General features: G+C 68.4%; 12 protein-coding genes and 1 other RNA gene. All 13 read left to right on the plus strand.

Annotation, left to right across the window (positions count from 1 at the left end; genetic code table 11):
• Positions 1-23 precede the first annotated feature (23 nt).
• The 13 genes from UAA55_RS26185 (at position 24) to UAA55_RS26245 (ending at position 15,111) form a co-directional block, all read left to right on the plus strand.
• A complete protein-coding gene (locus UAA55_RS26185; RefSeq protein WP_322956444.1) occupies positions 24-1,841 on the plus strand; it encodes an ATP-binding cassette domain-containing protein in 1,818 nt (605 codons plus the stop codon).
• Positions 1,838-2,710 carry a DMT family transporter gene (locus tag UAA55_RS26190; protein ID WP_322956445.1) on the plus strand — a complete coding sequence of 291 codons (873 nt, stop codon included), beginning with the start codon at positions 1,838-1,840 and terminating at the stop codon, positions 2,708-2,710. Before UAA55_RS26185 ends, UAA55_RS26190 begins: the two co-directional genes overlap by 4 nt.
• A gap of 5 nt (positions 2,711-2,715) precedes the next feature.
• Complete coding sequence (locus UAA55_RS26195; RefSeq protein ID WP_322956446.1) at positions 2,716-3,411, plus strand: N-acetylmuramoyl-L-alanine amidase; 696 nt, start codon at positions 2,716-2,718, stop codon at positions 3,409-3,411.
• 45 nt (positions 3,412-3,456) lie between these two features.
• An RNA gene (gene rnpB / locus UAA55_RS26200) (RNase P RNA component class A) lies at positions 3,457-3,883 on the plus strand.
• 137 nt (positions 3,884-4,020) lie between these two features.
• On the plus strand, positions 4,021-4,704 hold the full coding sequence (locus UAA55_RS26205; protein WP_322956447.1) for a response regulator transcription factor: 684 nt from the start codon (positions 4,021-4,023) through the stop codon (positions 4,702-4,704).
• Between the two features lie 42 nt (positions 4,705-4,746).
• Positions 4,747-5,133, plus strand: coding sequence for a response regulator transcription factor (locus UAA55_RS26210; RefSeq protein WP_322956448.1), 387 nt, complete (start codon positions 4,747-4,749; stop codon positions 5,131-5,133).
• Between the two features lie 204 nt (positions 5,134-5,337).
• On the plus strand, positions 5,338-7,239 hold the full coding sequence (locus UAA55_RS26215) for an ATP-binding protein (RefSeq protein ID WP_322956449.1): 1,902 nt from the start codon (positions 5,338-5,340) through the stop codon (positions 7,237-7,239).
• A gap of 915 nt (positions 7,240-8,154) precedes the next feature.
• Positions 8,155-8,649: a division/cell wall cluster transcriptional repressor MraZ gene (locus UAA55_RS26220; protein ID WP_088871857.1), complete on the plus strand. Its 495-nt coding sequence runs from the start codon at positions 8,155-8,157 to the stop codon at positions 8,647-8,649.
• Positions 8,646-9,632 (plus strand): 16S rRNA (cytosine(1402)-N(4))-methyltransferase RsmH, encoded by a 987-nt coding sequence (gene rsmH / locus UAA55_RS26225; protein ID WP_322956450.1) that lies wholly within the window; start codon positions 8,646-8,648, stop codon positions 9,630-9,632. The genes UAA55_RS26220 and rsmH overlap by 4 nt, the downstream gene beginning before the upstream one ends.
• A complete protein-coding gene (ftsL, locus tag UAA55_RS26230; protein WP_322956451.1) occupies positions 9,629-10,321 on the plus strand; it encodes a cell division protein FtsL in 693 nt (230 codons plus the stop codon). Before rsmH ends, ftsL begins: the two co-directional genes overlap by 4 nt.
• Positions 10,318-12,069 carry a peptidoglycan D,D-transpeptidase FtsI family protein gene (locus UAA55_RS26235; protein ID WP_322956452.1) on the plus strand — a complete coding sequence of 584 codons (1,752 nt, stop codon included), beginning with the start codon at positions 10,318-10,320 and terminating at the stop codon, positions 12,067-12,069. Before ftsL ends, UAA55_RS26235 begins: the two co-directional genes overlap by 4 nt.
• 106 nt (positions 12,070-12,175) lie before the next feature.
• On the plus strand, positions 12,176-13,657 hold the full coding sequence (locus UAA55_RS26240) for a UDP-N-acetylmuramoyl-L-alanyl-D-glutamate--2,6-diaminopimelate ligase (RefSeq protein ID WP_322956453.1): 1,482 nt from the start codon (positions 12,176-12,178) through the stop codon (positions 13,655-13,657).
• Positions 13,654-15,111, plus strand: a complete 1,458-nt coding sequence (locus UAA55_RS26245) for a UDP-N-acetylmuramoylalanyl-D-glutamyl-2,6-diaminopimelate--D-alanyl-D-alanine ligase (RefSeq protein ID WP_322956454.1) — start codon at positions 13,654-13,656, stop codon at positions 15,109-15,111. Before UAA55_RS26240 ends, UAA55_RS26245 begins: the two co-directional genes overlap by 4 nt.
• The last annotated feature ends 8 nt before the right edge of the window (positions 15,112-15,119 follow it).

Below are 15,119 nucleotides of genomic sequence, written 5' to 3' on the forward strand. Positions count from 1 at the left end.
GTACCCTAGAGCTTATCGCTTCCATGGCCCCCACCCCGCCCATCGTCGCCCTGAAGAACGCCCACATCACCCTGGGCGCCACCATTCTGTTCGAGGGCGTGGACGTCGCCATCGGCCGTGGGGATAAGATCGCCCTGGTCGGCCGCAACGGCAGCGGCAAGTCCACCCTGCTGAAGGCCCTGGCCGGCGTCGTCGACCTGGACAAGGGCGAACGCTACATCCAGCCGGGTGCCCGCATCGGCTACCTGCATCAGGAACCGGACTTCAGCGGCCACGCCACGGTGGCGGACTTCGTCAGCGCCGGCCTGGTGGAGGACGCGCCCTACCGCGTGCAGGCGGTGCTGGATGAGCTGAACCTGCCCGGCGACCGCGCGGCCGCCACCCTGTCGGGTGGTGAGGCGCGCCGCGCCGCCATCGCCCAGGCCCTGGTCAGCGACCCCGACGTGCTGCTGATGGACGAACCGACCAACCACCTGGACCTGCCCACCATCGAATATCTGGAAAAAGCGCTGCAGGCCTTCCGCGGCGGGCTGCTGCTGATCAGCCACGACCGCGCCTTCCTGAATACCCTGGCGCGCAAGACCATGTGGCTGGACCGGGGCACCATGCGTGAGACGGAACGCCCCTTCGCCGAGTTTGAAGCCTGGCGGGACGAGGTGTTCGCGGCCGAGGATTTGGCCTACGCCAAGCTGGACCGCAAGATCGCGGTGGAGATGAAATGGCTGCGCGAGGGCATCAGCGCCCGGCGCACCCGCAACATGGGCCGCGTTCGGGCCTTGCAGGGCCTGCGCAAGGAGCGGGCGGACCGCAACCGCCAGGGTCAAGTGAAGCTGGCGGTGTCGGACGCCGAGAACTCAGGCCGGCTGGTGATCGAGGCGACCAACGTCGCCAAGAGCTTCCAGGATGCGGAAGGCAACACCCGCGTCATCGCCCGCGACTTCTCCACCCGCATCCTGCGCGGCGACCGGGTGGGCCTGATCGGCCCCAACGGTGCGGGCAAGACCACCATCCTGAAGATGCTGATGGGCGAACTGGCGCCGGACAGCGGCACCATCCGCCGGGGCACCAACCTGGAAACGGTGGTGTTCGACCAGCGCCGCGCCCAGTTGGACCCCAACCAGACCATCCGCCAGGTGCTGCTGCCCTTCGGCGGCGACAGCGTGGTGGTGGGCGGCACGCCCCGCCATGTCGCCTCCTACATGCGGGACTTCCTGTTCGACGGCGGCATGCTGGAACAGCCGACCCGGGCGCTTTCCGGTGGGGAGCGCAACCGCCTACTGCTGGCCAAGCTGTTCGCCCAGCCCAGCAACCTGATGGTGCTGGACGAACCGACCAACGACCTGGACATGGACACGCTGGACCTGCTGGAAGAGGTGCTGAGCGACTATCCCGGCACGCTGCTGCTGGTCAGCCACGACCGTGACTTCCTGGACCGGCTGGTCACCTCCACCATCGCGGTGGAGGGCAATGGCGTGGTGGCGGAATATGCCGGCGGCTACAGCGACTATCTGGTGCAGCGCCCGGCCCGCACCCCGGCCACCGGTGCCGCGGCCAAGACGGCAGAAACACCCAAGGCGGCGGAGGCCCCGAAGGCCAAGCGCAAGCTGGGCTACAAGGAACAGCGCGAGCTGGACCAGCTGCCGCCCCTGATGGACAAGCTGGGCGACCAGGTGAAGAAGCTGGAGGCCAAGCTGGCCGACGCCACCCTCTACACCCGAGACCCCGCCGCCTTCCAGAAGGCCTCGTCCGACCTGGACAAGGCCCACCAGGACCTGGCCACGGCCGAGGAACGCTGGCTGGAACTGGAAGCGCTGAAGGAGGAACTGGAGAGCGGCGCGTGAGGCCGCTGGACGTCCTGCGCGCGCTGGCCGTCGTGGCCATCTGGGGTATCAACTTCTCCGTTTCCAAGTTCGCGTTGCGCCAGTTCCATCCCATCACCGCCATGGCCATCCGCTTCACCCTGGTGGCCCTGGTGCTGGTGCCCTGGCGGCGGTTGCCTTGGGCCCAGGCGCGGCCCGTGCTGGCCTATTCCTTCGTGCTGGGGGGCCTGCACTTCCCCCTGGTGTTCAGCGGGCTGATGGGATGCAGCGCCGCCGCCGCCTCCGTCGCCATCCAGCTGCAGGTGCCCTTCGCCTCGCTCATGGCGGCGGTGTTCTTCAAGGACAGGCTGGGTTGGCGGCGCGCGGCCGGGATGGTGGCGGCCATCGCCGGCGTCGGCATCATCGCCTATCATCCCGGCGGTACGGATGATCCCGCCCATCTGGGCCTGGTGGTGCTGGCCGCCGCGGCCTTCGCCTTTTCCAGCATCCAGCTGAAATGGATGCCGGCCATGGATCCCTATACGCTGAACGGCTACATGGCCCTGTTCGCCATGCCTCAACTGGTGCTGATGTCCGCCCTGCTCGAGGACGGGCAATGGGCGGCCATCCAGACGGCGCCGCCGGCTGCCTGGGCCTCCATCCTGTTCATGGGACTGGTCTCCACCATCCTGGCCTATGTGCTGTGGTTCCCGCTGATGCAGCGCTACGCTGTGAACCAGACCATGCCCTTCATGCTGCTGGTGCCGGTGTTCGGCGTGGCCGGCGGCGTCATCCTGCTGGGTGAGCCCTTGTCCTGGCACCTGGCGGCGGGCACGCTGGTGACCATCGCCGGCGTGGGCGTGGTGCTGCTGCGCCGCCCCCGCCTGGTGACGGCCCGAACGGCGAGTTGAGGACCATGGCCTTCCGTGACCGCCCCTCCCCCAACCACAGCCACCGGCCGGAGGGAGCCAGCGTCGACATCCTGGTGCTGCACTACACCGGCATGGTGTCGGCCGAGGCCGCCCTGGACCGCTTGTGCGACCCGGCGGCGGAGGTCAGCGCCCACTATGTGGTGGAGGAGGACGGCACCGTCTGGCGGCTGGTGGATGAGAACCGCCGCGCCTGGCACGCCGGTCGGGGCGCCTGGGGCGACGTCCAGGACGTCAACAGCCGCTCCATCGGGGTGGAGATCGTCAACCCGGGGCACGAGTACGGCTACCGTCCCTTCCCCGCCGCCCAGATGCGGGCCGTGGCCGACCTGTGCCGAGGCGTCCTAGCCCGTCACCCCATACCGCCGGGCAACGTCATCGCCCATTCCGACATGGCGCCCGCCCGCAAGCAGGACCCTGGCGAGCTGTTCGGCTGGCAGGGCTTGGCCGATGCCGGCATCGGGCTGTGGCCGGAGAGGGGGCCCCATGGGACGGCATGGGACGGAAGCGATGACCAGGTGGCCACCTTGCTGGCGCGCCTGGGCTACGACCTCACGATCGCATCCTTCGCCGAGACGCTGACCGCCTTCCAGCGCCATTGGCATGTGGAGGCGCTGGGCCGACCGGCGGACGCCGAGACCGTGCGCCGGCTGCATAGCCTGATCGCTCAAGCCGGTCGCTGATCGGCGCTTGCATCCCCAAGGCGATGCGCCTAGGGTCGCCGCCTGCCAGACGGCCGGATGGCCGCCTTCCGGCAATGGCGAAAGCCGTCGGGGGGAGGAAAGTCCGGGCTCCACGGAAGAACGGTGCCAGGTAACGCCTGGCGGGGGCGACCCTAGGGAAAGTGCCACAGAAAGCAAACCGCCCGCCGCCATCCCTTCGGGGATCGGGGGCCGGCAAGGGTGAAAGGGTGCGGTAAGAGCGCACCGCGCCCCTGGCAACAGGGGCGGCACGGTAAACCCCACCGGGAGCAAGATCGAATAGGGGCGGCACGGCCGGGCAACCGGCCAAAGCATCTTCCGAGCCGCCGCCCGGGTAGGTCGCGCGAGGCGCCTGGCGACAGGCGTCCCAGATGAATGGCCATCCCACGGCCGCCGCCCCTTCACGGGGGGACGGGCCGGAGGACAGAACCCGGCTTACAGGCCGTCTGGCAGACTTCCTGATTTTCCAGCTATGAGACGCCGTCGTCCTTCACCGCCCAGCGACCCCTGGGCGAAACCCATACCTTGGTGTGATGCCGCACCGGCCCCCGGCGGATTATAGTTAATGCGCCCTTGGGAGAGCGGGTGGCCATGGCGGACACGGCAAGCGACCTGGCGATGGTCCACATCATCGACGACGACGAGTCGTTGCGGTGCGCCCTGGAACGCATGTTCCGCTCCGTCAGCCTGGAGGCGCGCGCCTACCCCACGGCCCGCGCCTTTCTCGACGCCCCCCTGCCCGACCTGCCCGGTTGCCTCATCCTCGACGTCCGCTTGCCAGGTATCAACGGCCTGGACCTGCAGAGCCAGCTGGCCGAGATGGGTATCCAGCTGCCGGTGGTGCTGATCACCGGCCATGGCGACATCCCCATGTCGGTGCGCGCCATGAAGGCGGGAGCGGTGGATTTCCTGCCCAAGCCCTTCCGCGACCAGGACATGCTGGACGCCGTCGCCGCCGCCATAGACCGCGACCGCAAGCGGCGGGCGGCGGCGGGCGACACCGTCCGGGTACGGGATCGATTTGCCACCCTGTCGCCGCGTGAACGGCAGGTGATGATGCTGGTGACCACCGGCAAGCTGAACAAGCAGGTCGCCGCCGACCTCTGCCTCAGCGAGGTCACGGTGAAAATCCACCGCGGTGCCGCCATGCGCAAGATGGGCGCCCGCAGCTATGCCGACCTGGTGCGCATGGCCGACCTCCTGCGGGCCAGCCTCACTCCGCAGCCTTCACTAACACCAGAGTATTATTCAGGGCCGAGCGGGATCATGCGATAGTTATTCATCGAAACTATACTGTCTGCTTGGCTAATGACTGAAATGATGAAAGATGACCCCAAGTCAGCCAAGGCATTGATCTCCATCGTTGAAGATGATCCGTCCCTACAGACCGCACTTGTCCGCCTTGTTCGATCGCTGGGTTATAATGCTCGTGGCTTTTTGTCGGCGGAAGACTTTCTGGCGGCGGATGTGATGGCAGATTGTTCTTGCGTCATCACGGATGTTCAGATGCCGGGCATGAACGGAATTGACCTGGCCGGCGTGATCACCAGGCACAACAACGCCGTCCCGGTCATCGTCATCACCGCGCGGCCCGATAACGATCTGGAGCAAGCGGCCCGCGCCCAAGGCGCCGCCTGCTTCCTCAAGAAGCCGGTCGACACCCAGCAGTTGGTCCGGTGTCTCGAGCGCGCCCTGGCGGAATGAGGCCTGGCCCCACTGTGCCAAGACCACCTGCGCAACACCCTTTACTTGCGGACCATGGCGCCTTTGCCCAAAAGGCGATAATAATGGTATGCGCCCGCACCGAACAGCCTTTATAGTCGTGCTGGGGCCGCCGCACGCACTTTTCAGGCACATCGTTTCCGGTGAAGGGTGAGCATGACCACGACCATTGGCCGTGAGTAAGGAATGGCGCTTTCCGATACGGCGCCGCGCGGCCTTCCCTTGATCATCACTCGGCTGGATGAGCTGACGCAGTTTCAGCGATTGGCCGTTCTCTGGGGCTTCGGCGGCGCCATTCTGGGTGTCGTGACCTGGGGATCGTTCTTGCTGGATCTGAATTTCACGACGGTGGCCTCCCTTTTCTTGGTGATCATCGTCCTGCTGTCGCTGCTGGACAGCTTCGCCTCTTCCGCCTTCTTCTCCATCCTTTCCATCCTGTGCCTGAATTATTTCTTCGTTCAGCCGCTCTACACGCTGAACGTCACCGACGCGCAGGACATCGCCGCCCTGTTCGCCTTCCTGGCCAGTTCCCTCGCCGTCACCAGCCTGGTGCGGCGGCTGCGCCACCTGGCGGAAGTGCAGCGCGGGCAGGCCCAGCTGCTGGAACTGACGACCGACGCCATCATCGTGCGCGGACTGGATGGCGCCATCCTCTATTGGAACAAAGGCGCCCAGAACCTGTACGGCTGGCGCCGCGAGGATGCCCTGGGCAAGACCGTCGACACGCTGCTGCGCACGGCCTTGCCTGCCCGGGCCACGGACATCGACGGGATCCTGCTGGGCACCGGGCATTGGGAAGGGGAACTGGTCCACACCACCCGGGAGGGGGAGCAGGTCATCGTCTCTTCGCGCTGGTCGGTGCAGCGGGACCGGCGCGGCGCTCCCATGGGGGTGCTGGAAAGCCATACCGACGTCACCGCGCGCAAGCGGGCGGACGACGCGCTGCGCCGCAGCGAGGCCGCCTATCTGGCTGAGGCGCAGAAGCTGAGCCACACCGGCAGCTTCGGCTGGAACGTCACCACCGGCGACCTGCACTGGTCGGACGAGACCTTCCGCATCTTCGGCTATGATCGAGAGACACCGGTGTCGATGGACAGGGTGATGCAACGGGTGCACCCCGACGACATCGCCATGGTCGGCGCCATCCTGGCCGGAGCGGCGGACGGCCGGGGCTTTGACATCGAACACCGGCTGCTGCTGCCCGGTGGCACAGTCAAGCACGTGCGCGCCGTGGCCCACAAGGCGCCCAACGGGCAGGACGCCCTGCATTACATCGGCGCCATCTCCGACGTCACCGCCACCAAGGAGGCGTACATGGCGCGGGTGACGGCGCAGGAGAAGCTGAACAGCGTGCAGGCGGATTTCGCCCACGCCTCGCGCGTGTCGGTGCTGGGTGAGCTGACGGCCTCCATCGCCCATGAGATCAACCAACCCCTGGCCGCCATCGCCGCCAATGGCGACGTGGGCCTGCGCTGGCTGGGCCGTCCTGAGCCGGACATGGCTGAGCTGCGCGAGCTGATGGAGGCCATCGTCTTCGACGCGCGGCGCGCCGCCGCCATCATCGCCCGCGTCCGGGCCATGGCCGCCCGTAAGGCGCCGGAGCATACCCTGCTGGCGCTGAACGACGTGGTGGCCGAGGCGCTGCTGTTCCTGCGCCATGAGGTGCTGACGCGCACCGTGACCGTGGTCCAGCATCTGGCGGACGACATGCCCCGAGTGCTGGGCGACCGCACGCAACTGCAGCAGGTCATCGTCAATCTGGCCGTCAACGCCATGCAAGCCATGGTCCAGGCCGAAAGCCCGGAGCGGCGCATCACCATCACCACCACGGCGCCCGACCCGCTGACCGTGCGCTGCACGGTCGAGGACAGCGGTCCCGGCATCCAGCCGGAGCATGTGGTCCGCCTGTTCGAGAGCTTCTTCACCACCAAGCAGGGCGGCATGGGCATGGGCCTGCCCATCTGCCGGTCCATCATCGAGGCCCACGGCGGGCGTATCACCATCGACACGGCGACGGCGGAGGGCGGGGAGCAAGCGGGCGCCCGCTTCGCCTTCACCTTGCCCGCCGCCACGCCGCCCGCCTCCTAGGCGCCGGGGTTGATGGCCTGCGCCGGGATGCCATGGGGGTGCCGGCCCCCGCCGCACCACCTCGGCGATTAATTCCGGCGCATGCTTGGCGGAGACGTAGGGTCCGCCAGTGGGCCCGGGTGAAGAGCCCACCCAGGGAGGAGGTGAAGACCGCCTTGCCCTTCTTGTCCTGGGATACCCACTTCCGGACGGCGCCCTGGGGCAGGATCAACGGCAGGAAGACGTTGGACGCTACCGCCATGCACCCGACCGGCGCCGTCGCCCGGTTCCGGTGGTTATCGCGATCTTGCGGCTTTCGCGGCGGGGCGGGTGGGCCGGCATGGGAAAACGCCCCACAAATCCCGTGACTCCGGCCGCCCATGGGTCGGCATGGGATTTTCGGCCCGATTGCGGCGACGGATGGGAATTCATGGGAAAGGGTCGTGGAATGGCTTTTGCCAGCTATATATGGCGACCTATGACCTTTTCCTTACCATATTTGGTGGCCACCCTTGACTGACGAGTACTTGGGCTCAAAGCCGGCCCCCGAATAACCAAGGTGGCTCATCCAAAAGATTTCGCCGCCTTTCCACTAACAGTCTCCCTGCCCACACCCTTATCCACAGGATAGGTACCCCCTATCCGATGGCTATTAAATTCGGCGGGAATCCACGAATATATGGCGATGGGACCTACCCGTTCGATTTAGAGGCGGGGGAAAGAAGAACGTTTTCCACAACTATGGAAAAACGCCATGTGCACAAGCATTGAGCCTAGTCATCCCATTGACGCCCATAACTTCCCATGCTACCCCATATGGACCCAAAAACAGGGCGCGCAGGCCTATCCGGTTTTACCCGGACGGGCGACGCATTCTGCGACTGGGACTGGTGCCGGATCGGGTGGGGCGCGGAGGCGCTGGAGACGCGGGGATCGATGGGCTTGTTCCTGTCCACATATGTGAACAAGGTCGACAAGAAGGGTCGGGTTTCAGTCCCGTCTTCCTTCCGCGGCGTCCTTGGTGGACAGACGGAGCTGATCGTCTTCCGGTCCCTGCAGGCCAACGCCATCGATGCCTGCAGCGTCGACTATATGGATCGCCTGTCCGAGGCGCTGGACAATCCCAACATGCCCGACGACATGCGCGACCTGATCGAGACCACGGTGTTCGGCGGGTCCGTCCGCCTGGCCCTGGACCCTGAGGGCCGCATCGTCCTGCCGGAAAACTTCCTGGCCTTCGCCGGCATCACCGAAGGTGCCGCCTTCGTCGGCCGCCGCCACACCTTCCAGATTTGGGATCCTGACGCCCTGTCCGCCCATGAGGCCGCCAGCCGCGACCGCAGCCGCGCCCAGAACATCTCGCTGTCCACCATCCTGGCCCGCACCAACTCGGTCCTGGCGGCCGGATCCAACGGTGGGGGTGCGCAGTGAGCGGGACCGTCACCCAGAGCGAGGGCGCACAGGTCCACATCTCCGTCCTGCTGGCCGAGGTGCTGGCGGCCCTGGCCGTGCGCGACGGCGGCGTTTATGTCGACGGTACCTTTGGCGCCGGCGGCTACACCCGCGCCATCCTGGAAGCGGCGGATTGCCAAGTCATCGGCATCGACCGCGACCCCGCCGCCATCAAGCGAGCGGAGCCCCTGCTGGCCCGTTTCCCCGGCCGTCTGCGCATCATCGGGGGCCGGTTTGGCGACATGGCCGAGCTGCTGGCCGCCCACGGCATCGGCCCGGTGGACGGCGTGGCGCTGGACATCGGCGTCTCCTCTCCCCAGATCGACGATCCGGCGCGGGGATTCTCCTTCCGCTTCGACGGCCCGCTGGACATGCGCATGAGCTTGAGCGGCCCCACCGCCGCCGACGTGGTCAACGACTACGCCGAAGCCGACATCGCCAACATCCTGTGGCGGCTGGGCGAGGAGCGCCTGTCCCGCCGCGTGGCCCGGGCCATCGTGGCCGCCCGCGCCACATCCCGAATCGAGACCACGGCGCAGCTGGCGGACATCATCCGCGGCGTGGTTCCCCGGTCCAAGAAGGACGGCATCGACCCCGCCACCCGCAGCTTCCAGGCCCTGCGCCTGCACGTGAATGATGAGCTGGGGGAGCTGGACCGTGGCCTGGCCGGGGCCGAACGGGTGCTGGCGCCCGGCGGCCACCTGGCGGTCGTCTCCTTCCATTCCCTGGAAGACCGGCGGGTGAAGGACTTCCTGCGCCAGCGCAGCGGGTCGGAGGGCGCGCCGTCGCGCCACATGCCGGCCGCCCACAGCGGCCCCGCCCCCACCTTCCGTCTTCTGGGGCGCAGCGGGGTTACCCCGAGCGAACCTGAACTTCGCCACAATCCGCGCGCCCGATCCGCTCGGTTGCGCGCCGCCGAACGCACCGACGCCCCCGCCTGGCCCATGGGAGAAGCAGCATGATAGGCAAGTCCACGCTCGTCTGGCTGTGCCTCGCCACCGTCGCCAGCGGCATCCTCTATCACACCAGCTACCGCGTGCAGGAGGAGCAGGAGCACCTGGCCTCCCTCAACCGGCAGATCGCGCAGGAGCAGCAGTCCATCCAGGTGCTGCGCGCCGAATGGGCCTACCTGAACGATCCCACCCGGCTGGAGCGCCTGGCGACCGAGCATTCCACCCTGCGCCCCACCAAGGCGGAGCAGATGGTGGCCCTGGCCGCCGTGCCGGTGAAGCCGGAGGCGCCCGCCCCGGTCCCCGGCGCGCCGACGGACCAGGCGAAGCCCGTCCCGGCGCCGGAGTCCACCTACGTCGCCAGCGCGGCGCCGGCCGCCTCCGCCGTGCAGGTCGCCGTCGCCCAGGCCGCCCCGGCGCCCGCACCCAAGGCCCAGGTCGTGGCGCTGAAGGCGCCGGACGTGCAGGCGTCCGCCCCGGTGAAGACCACCGGCGGCAAGCCGGCCCCCACCGTGAAGGCGGCGAGGCAGCCGGAGCGGGTGGATAGCATCGGCGCCCTGATGGCCAGCCTGGACGCCGCCGACAAGGCTGGCGGCAAGGTCACCCTCGCCTCCGCCTCCGGCAGCGCCGCCAAGCCCAAGACCAAGCCCATCCTGATGGCGGAGCAGACCTTGAGCGCCAAGCTGGGGGCCGCCCGATGAGTGATGCGCCCTTTTCCTTGACCGGGTTCGACATCGCGGGCATGGAGCGCATCCAGGCCCCCAGGTCGGAAGGCAGGGTCCGCCTGAACAACCCCACCAGCCACGCCTTGGAACAGGGCCGGTCGCGCCTTCTGGTGACGGCCGCCCTGTTCGCGTTGGTGCTGGGCGCCATCGGCGTGCGCCTGGCCGATACCATGGTGTTCAGCCGCGAGGCGGAACCACCGGTGGCGGAGAACACCACCGCCCGCCCCCTGCCCGTCACCCGGGCGGAGATCACCGACCGCAACGGCGTGTTGCTGGCGACCTCGCTGGCCACCGCGTCCGCCTACGCCGACCCCAAGCTGGTGATCGACGCGGAGGAGGCCGCCCGCAAGCTGGTGGCCACCCTGCCGGACCTCGACTACCGCCAGGTGCTGAAGGACCTGAAGGGCGACAAGCGCTTCGTCTGGATCAAGCGCAACCTGACGCCCCGCCAGGAATTCGAGGTCAACAAGCTGGGCATCCCCGGCGTGTTCTTCCAGCAGGAGGAGCACCGCATCTACCCGCAGGGCAGCCTGACCGCCCACCTGATCGGCCTGACCGGCATCGACAACAACGGCCTGATGGGCATCGAGCAGTCGTTCGACAAGCGCCTGCGCGAACAGGCGGAGCCGCTGCGCCTGTCGGTCGACGTGCGCCTGCAGCACATCGTGCGCAAGGAAATCACCCAGGCCATCCAGGACTTCAACGCCATTGGCGGCGCCGGCCTGATCATGGACATCAAGACGGGCGAAATCCTGTCCATGGTCAGCCTGCCCGACTTCGATCCCCAGAACCCGGGAGAGATGCACGAGGAGTTGAAGTTCAACCGCGCCACCCTGGGCGTCTATGAGATGGGGTCGGTGTTCAAGATCCTGAACACCGCCATCGCCTTGGAAACGGGCACGGTGAAGCTGCACGAGACCTTCGACACCAGCCATCCGCTGAAGATCGGCCGCTTCACCATCCATGATGACGAGCCGGTCAATTACTGGATGGACGTGGTCGACATCTTCCGCAAGTCGTCCAACATCGGCTCCGCCAAGATGGCGGAGAAGTTCGGCATCGACGTGCAGCGGGAATACATGGGCCGTTTCGGCATGCTGAAGGCCCCGTCACTGGAGATTCCCGAGGTCGGCGGCCCCCTGGTGCCCAACCCCTGGCGCCCCACCACCCTGCTGACGGTCGCCTTCGGCCACGGCATCTCCGTCAGCCCCATCCAGATGTCCTCGGCCGTGGCCGCCGTGGTCGACGGCGGCATCATGCGCCCCGCCACCCTGCTGAAGCGCGACCCCAGCGCCGAGATCCCCGAAACCCGGGTGATCTCGCCCCAGACCTCGGCCATCCTGCGCAAGCTGATGCGCCTGGTGGTGACCGAGGGCACGGGCAAGACCGCCTTCGGCACCGGTGACCTGAAGGCGGCGGACACGCTGGACTATCTGGTGGGCGGCAAGACCGGCACCGCCGAGAAGGTCAGCGGCAAGGGCTACGCCCACAAGTCGCTGCGCACCTCCTTCGCCGGCGCCTTCCCCATGAACGATCCGCGTTATGTGGTGTTCGTCATGGTGGACGAGCCGCACGGCAACAAGAAGAGCTTCGGTTTCGCCACCGCCGGCTGGGTCGCGGCCCCCGCGGTCCAGCGCATCGTCTGGCAGGCCGCACCCCTGCTGGGGGTGAAGCCGGTGGTCCGCAACGATCCCGAGATTCTGCAGGCCATGGCCATCAATTAACCAGCCCCCCCTGAAACCCACACGACAGGGCACCGTAAGGTGGGGGTCGACCGATGCCGGGCAGCGCGCTATCAACCCGCCCCGGCATCACGTGTGAGAGGGACCCTTGCGTCTGACCGATCTGATGGCATCGCGCACCGAAATCGCCGTATCGGCGCTGGCCCTGGAACGGGACCCCGAGATCACCGGCCTGACCGCCGACAGCCGCGCGGTCAAGCCGGGCATGCTCTTCGCCGCCATGCCGGGCAGCGCCCGCGACGGGCGGGACTTCATTCCCCAGGCGGTGGCCGCCGGCGCCGTGGCCGTGCTGGCGCCCAAGGGCACCAAGCTGCCTGAAAACCTGCCTCATCCCGTCAGCCTGATCGAGGACGCCAATCCCCGCCGGCGCTTCGCCCTGCTGGCGGCGGCCTTCTACAAGCGCCAGCCCGCCACCATCGCCGCCGTCACCGGCACCAACGGCAAGACCTCCACCGCGCAGTTCACCCGCCAGCTGTGGTCGCTGCAGGGGCACCAGGCCGGCGCCATGGGCACCCTGGGCCTGATCGCCCCTGGCTTCCCGCGCGAAGACAGCCTGACCACGCCCGACCCGGTGGCCCTGCATAGCACCCTGTCGCGCCTGGCCGAGGGCGGCATCACCCACCTGGCGATGGAGGCCAGCAGCCACGGCCTGGACCAGTTCCGCCTGGACGGCGTGCTGGTCACCGTGGGCGGCTTCACCAACCTGACCCGCGACCACCTGGATTACCACGGCACCATGGAGGCCTACTTCAAGGCCAAGGCCATGCTGTTCGACCGGGTGATGCCGCGCGGCGCCACCGCCGTGGTGAACGCCGACATCCCGGAGTTCCAGGCCCTGGCCGACCTGGTGCGCACCCGCAAGCAGACCTTGATCGGCTTTGGCGAGCGAGGCCGTGAGCTGGCGGTGACGGCCCTGCGCGCCCTGCCCCAGGGCCAGGCCCTGACCCTGGAGGTCATGGGCACCCGCCACGACATCGTCTTGCCGCTGGTGGGCCGCTTCCAGGTATGGAACGCCCTGTGCGCGCTGGGCATGGTCATCGGCAGCGGTGCGGAGCCGCAGGCCACCGCAGGCCTGCTGTCGCAGCTGGATGGCGTGCGCGGCCGGCTGGAACTGGTGGCGACGCTGGACAATGGCGCCGCCGTTTATGTCGACTACGCCCACACGCCCGACGGGCTGGAGACGGTGCTGAACAGCCTCCGGCCCCATGCCGAGGGCCGCCTGTCCGTCGTCTTCGGCTGCGGCGGCGATCGTGACCGGGGCAAGCGCCCCATGATGGGCGCCATCGCCGCCCGCCTGGCCGACCGCGTCATCGTCACCGACGACAACCCCCGCACCGAGATTCCCGGCGCCATCCGGGCCGAGGTTCTGGCCGGCTGCCCCGGCGCCACCGAGGTGGACGACCGCGCCGCCGCCATCGCGCTGGCCATCGGCGAGTTGAAGGCCGGTGACGTGCTGGTCATCGCCGGCAAGGGGCATGAGCAGGGCCAGATCGTGGGCAAGGAGGTGCGTCCCTTCGACGACGCCGCGGTCGCCCGCAGCGTTCTGGGCCTGTCTGGGGGTACGGCATGACCGCTGCCACGCCGACCAAGACCGTGCTGTGGACGGCGGCCGATGCCGCCGCCGCAGCGAACGGCCGCGCCCAGGGGGCCGACTGGGCCGCCACCGGCGTGTCCATCAACACCCGCACCCTGGCCCCCGGCGACCTGTTCGTGGCGCTGAAGGGCCCCAACTTCGACGGCCACGCCTTCGTCGACGTGGCCTTGCGGCGTGGCGCCGCCGCCTGCCTGGTGAGCCATGTGCCGGACGGCCTTGCGGCCGACGCCCCCCTGCTGGTGGTCGAGGACACGCTGGCGGCATTGGAGGACCTGGGCCGGGTGGCGCGGCTGAACACCGCAGCCAAGATCATTGCCGTCACCGGCTCGGTGGGCAAGACCAGCACCAAGGAATTCCTGCGCGCCGCCCTCGGCGCGCTGGGCCCCACCTTCGCCACCGAAGGCAACCTGAACAACCATTTGGGCCTGCCCCTGTCGCTGGCCAGCCTGCCGGCCGACGTGCGCTATGGCGTGTTCGAGCTGGGCATGAACCACGCGGGTGAGATCGGCCCCCTGTCGCGCATGGCGCGGCCGGACATCGCCATCATCACCACGGTGGAAGCGGTGCACCTGGAATTCTTCGCCTCCGTCGAAGCCATCGCCGACGCCAAGGCCGAGATTTTCGAGGGCATGTCCCGCCAGGGCACGGCCATCCTGAACCGCGACAACCCCCAGTACGCCCGCCTGCTGGCCGCCGCCCGCACCCAGGGCATCGGCCAGGTGCTGAGCTTCGGCGCCACCGCCGGGGCGGACGCCCGCCTGATCGACCTGGACCTGGGCCCCACCGGCAGCGACGTCACGGCCGAGGTCCAAGGTCAGGTGGTGCGCTACACCCTGGCCGTGCCCGGCCGCCACCAGGCGCTGAACAGCCTGGCCGTCCTGCTGGCCGTGTCGGCCGCCGGCGGCGACGTCGCCACTGCCGCCCGGGCGCTGGCCACCTTGCCCCCAGTCAAGGGCCGGGGCGTGCGCCAGGCCATTCCCCTGCCGGGGGGCGGCAGCCTGACCCTGGTGGACGAAAGTTACAACGCCAGCCCCGTGTCGGTGGCGGCCTCGGCATCCGTGCTGGGCCACACCCAGCCGGGTCCCGGCGGCCGCCGCCTGGCGGTGCTGGGCGACATGCTGGAACTGGGCGCTGAATTGCCCAAGCTGCACGCGGGCCTGGCCGACGCCCTGGTGGCCGCCGACGTGCACCTGGTCTTCACCTGCGGCCCCAACATGCGCCACCTGTTCGACCGCCTGCCGGCCGAGCGCCGGGGCGCCCACGCCGAGGACAGCGCCGCGTTGGCGCCCCTGGTGGGGGCCGCCGTGCGCGCCAATGACGTCGTCATGGTCAAGGGGTCCGCCGGCAGCCGCATGGCGCTGGTGGTCGACGCCCTGAAAGCCCTTGACTATCCACCCCCTCCTCCTTCCTCCGCCGTCTCCGGGAGCTAAGACCCGTC

It is taken from the genome of Nitrospirillum guanabarense (assembly GCF_034653355.1).
Lineage (GTDB): Bacteria > Pseudomonadota > Alphaproteobacteria > Azospirillales > Azospirillaceae > Nitrospirillum.

Coding starts and splice junctions, on each gene's coding strand:
- UAA55_RS26220 (WP_088871857.1), top strand. CDS start 8,155: ATGGGCTTGTTCCTGTCCACATATGTGAACAAGGTCGACAAGAAGGGT.
- UAA55_RS26210 (WP_322956448.1), top strand. CDS start 4,747: ATGATGAAAGATGACCCCAAGTCAGCCAAGGCATTGATCTCCATCGTT.
- ftsL (WP_322956451.1), top strand. CDS start 9,629: ATGATAGGCAAGTCCACGCTCGTCTGGCTGTGCCTCGCCACCGTCGCC.
- UAA55_RS26245 (WP_322956454.1), top strand. CDS start 13,654: ATGACCGCTGCCACGCCGACCAAGACCGTGCTGTGGACGGCGGCCGAT.
- UAA55_RS26235 (WP_322956452.1), top strand. CDS start 10,318: ATGAGTGATGCGCCCTTTTCCTTGACCGGGTTCGACATCGCGGGCATG.
- UAA55_RS26205 (WP_322956447.1), top strand. CDS start 4,021: ATGGCGGACACGGCAAGCGACCTGGCGATGGTCCACATCATCGACGAC.
- UAA55_RS26185 (WP_322956444.1), top strand. CDS start 24: ATGGCCCCCACCCCGCCCATCGTCGCCCTGAAGAACGCCCACATCACC.
- UAA55_RS26215 (WP_322956449.1), top strand. CDS start 5,338: ATGGCGCTTTCCGATACGGCGCCGCGCGGCCTTCCCTTGATCATCACT.
- UAA55_RS26195 (WP_322956446.1), top strand. CDS start 2,716: ATGGCCTTCCGTGACCGCCCCTCCCCCAACCACAGCCACCGGCCGGAG.